The following is a 12,959-nucleotide window of genomic DNA, read 5'->3' as shown; positions in this document are numbered from 1 at the left end:
CCCGGCTATATAATTATTTCTTTTTTCCCTCTTTTACCTCCCATTCATGGTTAGCATCATTACTGCTTTTGCCGTATGTAATCTATTTTCTGCTTCGTCGTAAATAATTGAATGAGGCCCATCAATCACTGAATTTTCAACTTCATTTTCTCTATCTGCCGGGAGTGCGTGCATATACATAACATCTTTGCTGGCAAGTTTCATCATTTTCTCGGTACATTTCCAATTTTTGCAAGATTCAAGCAAGGCATCCATTACTTCGCTTGTTTGATTAGTTGCCCAACTTCCCCAATTCTTGGGAATGACTACATCTGCTTCTCTATATGCCTTTTCTATATCGTGGGTTATGGTTAAAGTTCCCCCGTGTTTTTCAGCATTTTCTTTGGCTTGTTTAATAGCCCAATCCGGTAAATCATATCCTTTTGGATAGGCAAGAGTAACCTCCATTCCATATCTCGGAAATAAAAGAATTTGAGTAAGCGGAACTGAAATTGGTTTCTTGTGACTGCTTGCATAAGCCCAAATAACAGATACTTTAGTGCCTTTCAAATCTCCAATTTTTTCTTTCATGGTCATCAAATCAGCAATTCCCTGCATGGGATGATATAAGTCACTTTGCAGGTTTAAAATGGGAGCTGTAGACCATTTTTCCATTTCCTTTAGATATTTATTCCCTACTTCCCAAAAGCAATTTCTGCAAGCAATAGCATGGCCAAATCTGGATAAAATAATAGCTGTATCCTTTGCCACTTCACCATGAGCTATTTGCATGGTACTGGTATCAAGAAAAGTGCCATGACCTCCTAACTGAGCAATCCCTGATTCCATTGAGTTTCTGGTTCGTGTTGACTGCTCAAAAAACATTAAAAATATGGTCTTGTATAATAAATAAGGTGTTGGTATACCCATGGCAAATTTTTTCTTCAAATCAAAAGAGACATCGAGCAAGGTGTCTATTTCTCCTTTGTTCCAATCTTGAAGTGTAATAAAATGTTTGCCTTTAAATATAGTTTGCATTAATTTTTTCCTCCCTTTCTATGGATAATTTCTATTTGAGATCGTGATAAAGATAAATTACCAGAATTGCAGCAGAATCTGCTACTAATTTTTAAATATTAATTTTCCTTGCTTTCCACCAATTCACCGATTCCTTTTTCTCCAATTATTCCTTCATCTTCCTTGTATATTAATTCCCCACGGATAATCGTCATATATATTTTCCCTCTTAAAGTTTTCCCGGAGAGGGGAGAGTATTTTCCTTTGCTCATTAATTTCGATGGATCTACAGTCCATTCTTTATCCAGATCTATTATGGTAAAATCAGCATCATAACCAACTTGAATAGCTCCTTTTTGCTGGAAAAGTCCGTACCTTTTAGCAGAATTCTCAGACATTAATTTTTGAATCTCCCCTAACTTTAACCTACCGCCATGATAACCAAAATGAATTAAGGTTGGAGCAGCCAATTGAGCACCAGGAATACCAGCATAATTTTTCCAGATATTAGGTGATGATTTTTCCTCCGGATATTTTCCTGCCGCATGGTCGGTGGAAATAAAATCAATTGAACCATCTTTTAACCCTCTCCACAGTTCTTCCCTATCCTCTTCCTTGCGTAATGGTGGAGCGATTTTTAATATTGAACCAATCTGGTTAAAATCTTCTGCTGTAAAAACTAAATACTGAGGGCAAGTTTCAGCGGTCACATCCGTTCCCTGAGACTTCGCCCATCGAATAATATTTAAACCTTCTTTGGTAGAAAGATGAACAATATGAAGTTTATTTCCAACTTTTTTTGTAATTCCCACTACCGACCATATTGCTTCCGGCTCTGCTTCATAGGTCCTTCCTTCAGACCAACTCTCGGGGTCTTCTCTTCCCATTTCCTGCATAAGATGGGAATAATATTCTACTAAATAATAATCCTCTGCATGTACCGCACAAACTAGCATTAAATCCTTGAGAACTCTGAAGGCTTTATCCATATCGGGAATGGACATCCTGGGATAGAGTTCCATCCCGGAAATAGTGTAAAACTTCACTCCTACAACTCCCCTGTCTTTTAATTCTTTTACACTATTCTTGAATTCTCCCGATCCTATCTGTTCCGGAGTAATCCCTCCCCAGAAAGCAAAATCTACATAGGCTTTTGGTTTAACTATCTTTAATTTGTAATCAAAATTTTTACCATTCGTAACCGGAGGAATAGAGGTACAGGGCATATCGATAATGGTGGTAATACCGCCAGCTGCTGCACTTTTAGTCCCAGTCTCAAAATCTTCTCTCTCTGTAAATCCAGGATCATCAAAATGCACGTGGGAATCAATAAAGCCAGGAAATACTACATGGCCTTTGGCATCAATTTCTCTTTCAACTAAAAGCAATGCCTTATCTCCCGGTACAATATCTTTTATTTTTCCCTTTTCAACATATATATTTACTTCTTTCAACTCTTCATTTTTCACAATCCGGGCATTTCTGATCCTAAGCACCTTATCTCCTCTTTATTTCCTATTTTAAATAGAACTATTTTAATTATAACACTATCATTTTTCTATTTAAAGATAAATACTTTTCTCGAAGCATCCAAAAGGAGGGTTAAAAATTAAGAAGCTCGATGAATCGCACCTTTATCTACATTTGTTTTTTAGTCTTATGAATAATCATTAAATTCTTTAATTTAGTTTTTAGAGAATTGGGATCGGTAAAAAGAATAGAGCTGATACCGATTTTTTGAGCAGCAATAATATTCTCTTCGATATCATCCACAAAGACTGTGTTTTCGGGCTTAACCCCTTCTTTATTTAAAATATGCCGGTAAAAATCCGGGTTAGGCTTGGATATTCCCATTAAATTAGAGGCATAAACTTCATCGAAGATTTTATAACTGCCTTGGTTTAAAAGATAGTGATAATGCGCATCAATCGTGTTGGTCCCGCAAACAACTCTTGAATTATTTCTTAGCTGTTCTATTATTTCTTTTGTTCCCTCGATTATTCCCGGGTTAAAAAATTTACCAAATAATTCTTCTTTTACTTTTTTACCATATCTTTTAGAAAATCTTATCCAAAATTCATGACTGTTAATTTTTCCTTCAAGGAGTTTTTTAAAATTTTCACCGGTATAAATAAAAAAATTTTCTTCGGTAATTCCCAGATAATTACTTATGCCGGGAATATCATTAAAATCACAACATAGGACACCCCCCATATCAAAAATATACAGCGTCTTCATAACTATATCTGTTATCCTTTCCTTGATGAATACAGGGCTGCACCACCTAAAAAATACTTAGATAGTTTAAAAAATACTATTAATATTGGGATACTTGCTATAGCCGCAACTGCCATCATCGCCCCTTCGTCAGTGTGTTTTTCGGCCATAAATTTAACAATATACAAAGGTATGGTTTTCATTTCCTCACTCTGTACAACTAATAAAGGCCATAATAAATTATCCCATTGAGCTTTAAAGGTAAGAATAGCCAGAGTGGCTACAGCAGGAATACTGTTTGGTAAAATAATGGTTCGGAAAATCATTAATTCACTGGCTCCATCTATCCTGGCTGCATCCAATATTTCATCAGGGAAAGTAATAAAATATTGCCTCATTAAAAACACGCCAAAGGCATTGACCAGAAAGGGCGCTATTAATCCGGCATAAGAATCCTGAATTCCTAATTTAGTAGTGACCAGATAAAGGGGAATCATTATGGCTTCAAAAGGTATCATCATGGTGGCCATAATTAACATAAAAACCACGTTTCTTCCCTTGAAATAATATTTAGCCAGACCAAATCCGGCTAACGCTGATAAAATTACCGTAGTTACCGATACCACTGAAGCTACAATTATGGAATTTAAAATATTTCTGATATAGATAAAGCTTCCGTCATTTCCCTTTATCCCCTGCCAATAATTCTGCCAGTAAAAACCTTTGGGGAGCCAACGGTAAGGCATCTTCAAGATATCATTTGCCGGCATGAGAGAAGCAGTAAACATGAATATGATGGGAGCAAGGATAAATAAAGCCGCCAAAAGGAGAAAAATCCACACAAAGCTATCTATTACTAAAGATTGATGAGAAATCTTATTATTTTTTCTTTGCAAGGCAGGATTCATAAAAAAATATTCTCCTTAATAACTGATTTCATCAGCTCGTGAAGTTTTAAATTGAACCCAGGTAAATAACATCATAATAACAAATAAAATAATACTCATAGCACTAGCCCTGCCAATCCGATGATCTCTTATGGCAGTATGATAAATATTTAAAGTGATTACATTGATGGGAGCTAACGGTGCTCCCCCCTGAGTAAATAAATATTGGGTACTGAAAGTTCTCAAACACTGAAGCATAGAAATAATGGAAACTAAAATAGTGGTTGGTTTCAAAAGGGGAAGAGTAATATACCAAAAATTTTTCCAATCATTCGCTCCATCTATTTTGGCTGCTTCATAGATACTTTGGGGAATCGAAGCTAATCCCACAATAAAGATAATGGTAAAATAACCTACATATTTCCAAAAATAAACCAACATGGTAGACATTTGAACCATAACTGAATTAGCCAGCCATTTGTGATCAATACCGGGAGTGTTTATAATTAAATTCAACCATTGATTACCCAGCCCCCTGGGGTCAAAGATCAATAACCAGATTACTGCAGCCACAACAGAGGATAAAACTGCCGGAGAATAATAGGCTATCTGGAAAAAACTTTGAAATCTCTTTCTGGACATGATAAAAATAGCAAATATGAGACTAAAGATCAAAAGGGGCACAAAAGTACCTAAAGTAAAAACCACGGTAGCTCTCATAGAGTTCCAGAAATCCGGAGATTTAAGAAGATAACTATAATTATCAAGCCCGATGAAATCTGGCGGTCTTAACGATAACAGTTTTTTCTTGAATAAACTTGTATAAAGGGCATTAAAAATCGGATAGAAACTAAAAAGGGAAAAAAAGATGAGTGTCGGAGCAACGAATATCCATCCCCAGCGGGCTTTTTTCCGTTCAATGCTATAAGTTGGTATTCGTTTCCTCATTAACTACACTCCTTCTATGAGAACCACAGGGCTAAGCTAAATAATAAGCCAGCCCTGTGGTTTCAATTAAAGTTATTATCCTTCGTCGAGTACTTCCTGTACTTTTCTCTTTAATGTTTTCAATGCATCCTCTGGTGAGACCCCGGCTAACATGACTGATTCTACTGCTTCCCTGATATGTGACTGAATTTTGGCACTATTCTCTCCATAATATACGATATGGCCTTTTGCCATATCATTGGTAAATACATCAGAGTAAGGCATAGATTTATAGGTCTCTGAATTCATCAGTTCAACTGTAGGCTGGATAATATTGACTTTGGTCAGATATTCTTCTGGATGGCTAAGCATATAGGCAACAAATTTCCAGGCCATTTGCTGATTTTCTTTCGGTTTCTGCCCATTGACCATATAATAATGTCCATAATACGCTGCAGGAACATCTTTTACTGCATCTTCGAATTGCGGGAAGGGAACAATCATCCATTCTTTACTTTCATAAAAAGCAGGATTATCTGCGTTAATCCTTCCTACTTGATAAAGGCCGGTATTACACATACCTATATCATTATTATCCATGTTGAAAAGCTTTCTGGCATTGGTATAAGTCGGTGAACCGAGATTTCTACCGCTGGGACCCCATTCCTGCATAAATTTAAGAAATTTTAGCCAGGCTTGGTCATTGACAATAGCAGTTTTACCATCATCGCTAATTAACTGTCCTCCGAGTTGTTCAACCATAGGTACCATGGCTACAAGATAATAGGGGTATCTGAAGTCAAATCCTCTTCTGTTAAGAATTTCACCTTCGCGGATACATAATTTATCTGATACTTCCACCATTTCTTCCCAGGTTTTAGGATAATCCTTTTCAGGGTCTAACCCAGCATCCCTAAATACTTTTTTATTAATAAAGATACACCAATTAGTTAATTCTAATGGCAGTCCATAAAGTTGTCCTTTATAGGTTACCGGATCTAATACCCCGGGGATATAAGCATCGTAAACTGCCTGCAGACTGGGATAACCTGCCGCTTCGAAGTCAACAGGAGCAAGACGCTCATTGACTATATAGGCATATTCATCTTCAATCGACATATTGAAGATATCCGGACCTTGATTAGCAGCAAAGGCAGTAAGAACTAATTCCTGAATTTGACCTGAACCACTGGTAACTCTCTTGATGGTCACTCCTGGATTAGCCTGCTCAAATTCAGCAATATATCTATCTTCAATTTCCGTTCTATTCGGGTCCTCGTGCGTCCAGAAAGTAATTTCCATATTAGCAGCTGCATTCATGGTGATAGATAGAAGAAGCACAAAAAGAAAAATAGTGAATAACTTTTTCATAGATACAAACCTCCTAAAAAATAATATGGTAACTTTTATTTGTTTCCTATTAATTAAATTCTTTCTTCACCTCCCTTCGCTAAAAACTTGTTAGAGGAGATAACTATACAAATTCAAACTTCCTTTATATTAATATATTCAACACAACCTAACAAATTCCTGCATAAATATTGAAATTATTTCAATTTTTTTACCTTCTCAAATCAAAAACTAATCTTAGGGAGTCTGGATATTTCAATTTTAACTGAGGAGGACTATTGAAGTATGGAGCAGTATATCTCCTGAAAAAGCTAAATATACTTGGCAGAAAGGGGCAATATCTATGAAATTTTTCTAATGGTGCAGAGAAAATCCTATATTATAATAAAAGTTACTCTGGTAATCTCATTTTGTTAAAAATATCTATTCTATTAATGAATATTAGAGAGTACACTTCACTTTATTTTTCCTAACCTTTTCATAATATCCTTTAAAGACTCGTAGGCTTTCTTGTATTCTATGAAATACTGATCATATATCTTTTTCGCTTTTTTATCAGGATAAATGGTTCTGTCAAATCGTACCCAATCCTTAATCCTTTGATAGGAATCTAAAACACCTGTTCCAACACCAGCCAGTAAGGCATCTCCATAAGGAGCTTCCACATCTTGCGCGAGGGTTTTTATCGGATACCCGGTTACATCCGAAAACATCTTTACCCACAAGGGGGATTTCGTCGCCCCACCTACCATAATACATTCCTCTGTCAATTTTAATCCGCTTTCCAATCCTGCTTCTATATTGTGTCGTAAAGAATAAGCCACTCCTTCTAAAACAGATCGGTAAACATGTTTCTTGGTATGATATAAGGTCAGACCTATGATGGTTCCTTTTGCATCAGGATCCCATATAGGTGAACGCTCACCCATAAAATAGGGTAATAATAAAAGTCCCTCTGCTCCGGGGGAAATTTCCTCTGCTTGTTTATCTAAAAGTTCATAAGCAGAGGTTTTCGATTTTCTCTCGAGTTCTCTCTCGTTATAACCAAATTGATCCCGAAACCATCTAACTATTCCACCAGCAGTTGCTGCTCCGCCAAAAGTATAGATCATTTCATCATCGTAGGCAACGTAGGGAAAGCTTACCAATTTAGGAGACAGATGTTGTCCTTTATGAACGACCCCCCAACATATTGAAGTTCCTGCCATAGCAACATGACTTTTTTCTTCTAAAACACCTGCACTTAAGGAAGCTACCGGAGCATCTATGCCTCCGGCTACTACCGCTGTCCCTTCCAGTAAACCACATAATTTCGAGGCTTCTTTAGTTATTTTACCTATTACATCTGCAGATTTTACAATTCTTTGTGGTAACATGGATAGAGGGATCCCAAGAATTTTACACATTTCTTTTGACCAGGTTCGTTTCTTTAGGTCAAAAACCCCGCCAATATTTCCAGCCGATGAAAAGTCTGTAATATCTTCTCCGGTCAATTTATATATGACATAATCTTTGGGAGTTATAAAGCGGAATATCTTTTTCCAATTTTCCGGTTCATTATTTTTAATCCACATCATCTTGGTAAATCCATAGTAAGAATCGACGTAATTACCGGTGATTTTAAATATCTGATCTTTATCAACGTTTTCCTTTACCCATTGCACTTCATCCGTCGCTCGCCTATCCATCCATATCAGGCAAGGTCTTATTGGTTTCATATCTTTATCCACCGGTATACCTGAGCCGCCATAAAGCCCACTCAAGGCAATTCCTGCTATCTCGGAAGGTTTCACTTTTGATTTTAGCAATACATTTCTGATGGTATCAAAAGTAGCTTTTACCCATACATCCGGCCATTGCTCTGCCCAGGAAGGTTTTGGTTTTATTACATCATATTCTGAGAATGCTGAAGAAATTATTTTTCCATCAGGATTTACCAGTATTGTCTTTGTGCCTTGTGTACCTATATCTGTACCCAAAAGATATTCGTTACGCATCATATTTTATCTCCTTTAATATTATTGTCCATATTTTTCAGTATAGTTTTTATGAAGTATATTTATCATAGATCCTGGGATGGTTTGTGGTTCTCCCAAGATCTTGGACATAATTAACACTTTGGCAATTTCTTCTAAAAAGATTGCGGCTTGTAGAGCTTCATTAACATTTTTTCCAATGGTAAAAGGGCCATGATTTTTCATAATGATGGCTTTTGAGTTGCCGATCTTACTAACAATTTCCTTTCCTATCTCTTTTTCTCCTATCAGTACAAGCTCACCTACAGGTATATCGCCACCGAAGAAATCTGCCATAGCCGTAAGACAAACCGGAATCGGCTGGCCTATGGCTGCAAAAGCACTGGCGTAAGTAGAATGAGTATGAATCACAGACATAACCTCTGGTTTATATTTATATACATAAAGATGTGTAGTCATATCTACAGAAGGTTTTAGGTTTCCTTCAATTATACGGCCATTTAAATCAACAACTACTAAATGATCAGGGTGTAATTCATCGTAAGAAATGCCACTCGGCTTAATTACAACAAGATCAGTTTTTGGGTCCCTGCCGCTTACGTTCCCGGAGGTCCACATAACTAATCTATTCTCCCAAAGTTTCCTGTGAGCCTGGTATACTTCTTGTTTTAGATTCTCCAACATTCTTTCATCGTCCTCCCTGTATAATTTTTCTTATGAAATGATATAATAACGTAGGGTATTAATTCCTTTTTGAGGACATTCATCAAAAATTTTAACTTATTTTGAGATTATTTTACAAGAGCTTCGTATGACCAGCTCCGGATCATAAACAAAGTACGGATCATTTGCTTCTCTATTAATCATATCGATTATCATATGTGCTACTCGTTTGCCCATCTCTTCTTTTGGATGCTTAATAGTGGTTAATTTTACTTCAGTAGCCACTGCTAAATTTGAATCATCGTATCCTACCAATGAAATGTCCTGGGGAATCTTTAGGTTGCTACGGCGAATCGCCTCTATAACTTGAATAGCTATCTGGTCATTATAACAAACAATAGCGGTTGGTCGATTTTCTTTTTTTAACAAGTTTAAAGTAAAATTGTAGGGGAAAGTAAACATCTGCTCAGTTTTATAATTACCTAAAAATTCATTATTGACGGTAAGATTATATTTCTTCAAGGCAAATAAAAAACCTTCTTGTCGTCTTATTCCTTGCAAATCGTCAGATAAAAATATTCCGGCAATATTTTTATGACCTAGCTTTAATAAATACTCCGTAGCAATAAAGCCACCCTTTTCGTCATTCATAATTACATAAGCAGAATCTAAACCAGGATAGGTGGCATGTAATAAGATATAGGGGATATTACGTTTATCTAACTCCTGAAAGTATTTTTGATTGATATTAGGCTTAGCGCTTTTTGTTGGCTCAACAATAATACCCGAAATATCTTGTTCCAAAAATCTTTTCATACATTCTTCTTCTTTGAGCTTATTATTACCTGTACTGGCAATACTAAAGGAAAAACCTGATTCACATAATGTTTCCTCAATACCTCTGATAATATAGGGGAAAATATAGTTAGAAATATAAGTGGTTAGAACAGCTATTTTCTGCTCTTTTTTACTTCCTCTGAAAGCACAAAAAGTACCCTTTCCCTGTTCTCTATATATCCATCCTTCATTTTCTAATTCGCTAAAAGCATGGCGTACCGTATGTCTGCTTATTTTAAACTGGCGGACAAGGTCACTTTCCGAAGGTAGTTTTTGCGGTGGAATAATATCTCCATTTTGAATCATCTTCTTTAGGTATTCTTTTAGCTGGTAATATTTTGGTAAATACTTATCGGGTTTTATCATTTTTACCTTTCTCCAAATTAATAAAAAATAAATCACATATTCTGTTTTTACTTAATCACTTTTAGTTTACGATGTTTGACTATTATATTTAAGGTATTTTCCCTTTTGAAATTTAGGCAAATGGATTCTCATTTCTATACGGTAGATTGGAAGGTTGGTTAAAATCGATATTATTTATACCCAACATCTTCATAGCTTCAAATAAAACTTTTCCTGTATGTTTGAATGCTACAGCAGTATGATGAGGAAATCTTTTTGCAATAAGTATATGTCGATAGAATCTGGCCATTTCTTTAACTGCAAATACACCGATTCCTCCGAAAGATTTCGGGTTTATATCCAGCACTTCCCCTTGAGCAATATAACTCCTCAATTCATCATCAGCTGTACCTTGCAGCCTAAACAGGGTAATATCTCCGGGAATTATAGTTCCTTCAAGGGTACCCCTGGAAATATCAGGTTCCTTATTTGGTTCAAGCAACCGATGCATTATTAATTGGTATTTCATTTCAGCATGCTTTAAATAACAAATAGGAGTATTTCCACAATGGAATCCCATAAAAAGATCGTTCAATTTATAATTCTTTACTTTTTCTGTATTTTCTCCATACATATCCTTAGGAACTGTATTGTTGATATCCAGCAGGGTAGCCGGTAAACGAGTAGCCAAAGTGATTATGTATTCGCTTAATGCTCCATATATATCTGTCTCGCAAGATATGGGTATCCCTCTCTTGGCAAATCTCGAATTCACATAACAAGGCACAAATCCAAATTGAGTCTGGAAAGCCGGCCAACACTTATTAGCAAATATGGCAAATTCAGATGCACCAAGGTTCTGCTCCATCCAATCTTTTAGGGTAAGTTCATATTGGGCAAGTTTAGATAGTATTCCTGAATATCTGTTTTTATCACCTAATTCTTTTCCCATATCTTTAATTACTTCTGATATCCTTGAATCATTTTCGTGATGATTAAAAGCTTCGAAAAGATCCAACTCCGAATTTTCCATTATTTCTATCCCTAAATCATATAGAGGTTTTATAGGTGCATTACAGGCAAGGAAATCCTGAGGTCTGGGGCCAAAGCTGATTATTTTGAGTTTTTTGAGCCCAAGTAGTATTCTGGCTATATTTTCAAAATTCAATATCATTTCTGCTATCTCTTCAGCTGTACCAACCGGATATTCAGGAATATAAGGATTTAATTTCCTAAGTGCCAGACTATATGAAGCGTTTAGCATTCCGCAGTATGCATCTCCTCTATCACTTACTAAATTTTCTCCGCTTTCCTCTGCCGCAGCAACAAAGATAGTAGGTCCTGAAAACTTTTGAGCCAGCATTGTCTCTGGCCCTTCAGGGCCAAAATTACCCAGATAAATGACTAATGCATTAACTTCTGCTTCTTTCAAATCCCGTAACGCATTTAAAACATCCCTTTCATTTTCCACGACTGTCTCAATTCCCTTAATCAATATTCCCTTTTTTTTGCATTTCGTTATAACATTTTCTCTCCTACTTTTACTAAGTTCAACAGGAAAACAATCACGGCTTACTGTAACTATCCCTATCTTTACTTCAGGAATGTTAATCATTTAAATCTTCCTCCTAAAACATTAATAATCCTATGATGACCTATAGCTAAAATATCTAACAACCCGAAAATTTCAAGCTGAAACTAAAAATATTTTAGTTCTTTTTCCCCTTTTAATTTCATATAACTTTTTGCTTTATAATATTATATGATTTAAACCTGGTGCTTAAAACCTTGTTTTCTTCTCTTTGCCAGAGTATGAATAATAACCGAGACTATAATCAAAACACCGCAAATAAATTGTGTCCAAAAACCAGAAAGACCGGCAGCCACAATACCTGCTTCTAAAGAACCAATAATAAAAGCACCAATGAAAGTACCCTCAATGCTGGCTTCACCGCCAAACATAGAAGTACCACCCACAAAAGTAGCAGCCATTACCATCATTAAATATCCTTCTCCCATGGTTGGCCACCAGGTTCTCATCCGGTAACAACTAAGTATCCCGGCAAAGGAAGCTATTACTGCCATCAATATAAAGACCATGATTTTTGTTCTTTTTACATTAACGCCCATCATTCCCGCAGCTTCCTGATTATCACCTAAAAATAATACATGCTCACCAAACTTGTGTCTTAAAAGCAAGAAATAGAAAAAAATTGCTATTCCTACAAACCAAATTGACTGCACAGGAATTACCCATAGCTTTTCTGCAAATATTTTGTAAGAAATAGTTTTATCTAATACTACCGTCCTGGCTAAACCATTCGATATAATATTACTAAACCCCCTGATTAAAAATTGCATGCCTAAGGTAGCTACAATTGACGGAATGCCTATTAAAGTAACTAATGTTCCGTTAATAAACCCCACTACTACGCCGGATAAAAGACTACATATTATGGCTAATACAACATTGTTTGTAGCCTTAAAAATAATGGCAAAAATAAAACCAGATAAGGCCATCACTGAGGGAAAAGAAAGATCTATTTCGCCCATAGCCAGCACAAAAGTCAAACCGAGAGCCATAACCCCCATAATAGGAACTGTGGATAAAAATGATTGATATATCCTTCCTTTAAGGAAAACTTCGGGACTGGTAATCATAAACAACCCAAAAATACTGACCGTCATAATTAATAATGCAATTTGAGATTTGTATTGAATAGATTTTTTCACTGTGAACTTTTTTTCCAAATTATCCATA

At 36.0% G+C, this 12,959-nt stretch carries 11 protein-coding genes; all 11 read right to left on the bottom strand.

What is annotated here, in order from left to right:
- Positions 1–33 precede the first annotated feature (33 nt).
- Positions 34–1,017 carry an ornithine carbamoyltransferase gene (locus tag ENO17_08930; protein ID HER25157.1) on the bottom strand — a complete coding sequence of 328 codons (984 nt, stop codon included), beginning with the start codon at positions 1,015–1,017 and terminating at the stop codon, positions 34–36.
- Positions 1,018–1,115: 98 nt separating this feature from the next.
- Complete coding sequence (gene allB, locus ENO17_08925) at positions 1,116–2,492, bottom strand: allantoinase AllB (protein HER25156.1); 1,377 nt, start codon at positions 2,490–2,492, stop codon at positions 1,116–1,118.
- Positions 2,493–2,634: 142 nt separating this feature from the next.
- Entirely contained in the window at positions 2,635–3,234 is a 600-nt protein-coding gene (locus tag ENO17_08920) for an HAD family phosphatase (GenBank protein HER25155.1), read from the bottom strand.
- An 11-nt stretch (positions 3,235–3,245) separates the two neighbouring features.
- Complete coding sequence (locus tag ENO17_08915; GenBank protein HER25154.1) at positions 3,246–4,121, bottom strand: carbohydrate ABC transporter permease; 876 nt, start codon at positions 4,119–4,121, stop codon at positions 3,246–3,248.
- Positions 4,122–4,136: 15 nt separating this feature from the next.
- The gene (locus ENO17_08910) at positions 4,137–5,048 is read right to left on the bottom strand and encodes a sugar ABC transporter permease (protein HER25153.1); all 912 of its coding nucleotides are present in this window, start codon (positions 5,046–5,048) and stop codon (positions 4,137–4,139) included.
- Positions 5,049–5,123: 75 nt separating this feature from the next.
- On the bottom strand, positions 5,124–6,398 hold the full coding sequence (locus tag ENO17_08905; GenBank protein HER25152.1) for an extracellular solute-binding protein: 1,275 nt from the start codon (positions 6,396–6,398) through the stop codon (positions 5,124–5,126).
- A gap of 434 nt (positions 6,399–6,832) precedes the next feature.
- A complete protein-coding gene (locus ENO17_08900) occupies positions 6,833–8,374 on the bottom strand; it encodes a hypothetical protein (protein ID HER25151.1) in 1,542 nt (513 codons plus the stop codon).
- A gap of 21 nt (positions 8,375–8,395) precedes the next feature.
- Positions 8,396–9,037: a hypothetical protein gene (locus ENO17_08895; GenBank protein ID HER25150.1), complete on the bottom strand. Its 642-nt coding sequence runs from the start codon at positions 9,035–9,037 to the stop codon at positions 8,396–8,398.
- Positions 9,038–9,133: 96 nt separating this feature from the next.
- Positions 9,134–10,219 (bottom strand): GntR family transcriptional regulator, encoded by a 1,086-nt coding sequence (locus tag ENO17_08890; protein ID HER25149.1) that lies wholly within the window; start codon positions 10,217–10,219, stop codon positions 9,134–9,136.
- 112 nt (positions 10,220–10,331) lie between these two features.
- Positions 10,332–11,813: a fucose isomerase gene (locus ENO17_08885; protein HER25148.1), complete on the bottom strand. Its 1,482-nt coding sequence runs from the start codon at positions 11,811–11,813 to the stop codon at positions 10,332–10,334.
- A 152-nt stretch (positions 11,814–11,965) separates the two neighbouring features.
- Positions 11,966–12,958, bottom strand: coding sequence for an ABC transporter permease (locus ENO17_08880; protein HER25147.1), 993 nt, complete (start codon positions 12,956–12,958; stop codon positions 11,966–11,968).
- Position 12,959 lies beyond the last annotated feature (1 nt).

The sequence above is a fragment of the Candidatus Atribacteria bacterium genome (genome assembly GCA_011056645.1).
Classification (GTDB): Bacteria; Atribacterota; Phoenicimicrobiia; order Phoenicimicrobiales; family Phoenicimicrobiaceae; genus Sediminicultor; species Sediminicultor quartus.
Note: the sequence above shows the minus strand (reverse complement) of the source record. Positions and strands in the feature narration are given on the sequence as shown.

Coding starts and splice junctions, on each gene's coding strand:
- ENO17_08930 (HER25157.1), bottom strand. CDS start 1,017: ATGCAAACTATATTTAAAGGCAAACATTTTATTACACTTCAAGATTGG.
- ENO17_08920 (HER25155.1), bottom strand. CDS start 3,234: ATGAAGACGCTGTATATTTTTGATATGGGGGGTGTCCTATGTTGTGAT.
- ENO17_08915 (HER25154.1), bottom strand. CDS start 4,121: ATGAATCCTGCCTTGCAAAGAAAAAATAATAAGATTTCTCATCAATCT.
- ENO17_08910 (HER25153.1), bottom strand. CDS start 5,048: ATGAGGAAACGAATACCAACTTATAGCATTGAACGGAAAAAAGCCCGC.
- ENO17_08905 (HER25152.1), bottom strand. CDS start 6,398: ATGAAAAAGTTATTCACTATTTTTCTTTTTGTGCTTCTTCTATCTATC.
- ENO17_08900 (HER25151.1), bottom strand. CDS start 8,374: ATGCGTAACGAATATCTTTTGGGTACAGATATAGGTACACAAGGCACA.
- ENO17_08895 (HER25150.1), bottom strand. CDS start 9,037: ATGTTGGAGAATCTAAAACAAGAAGTATACCAGGCTCACAGGAAACTT.
- ENO17_08890 (HER25149.1), bottom strand. CDS start 10,219: ATGATAAAACCCGATAAGTATTTACCAAAATATTACCAGCTAAAAGAA.
- ENO17_08885 (HER25148.1), bottom strand. CDS start 11,813: ATGATTAACATTCCTGAAGTAAAGATAGGGATAGTTACAGTAAGCCGT.
- ENO17_08880 (HER25147.1), bottom strand. CDS start 12,958: ATGGATAATTTGGAAAAAAAGTTCACAGTGAAAAAATCTATTCAATAC.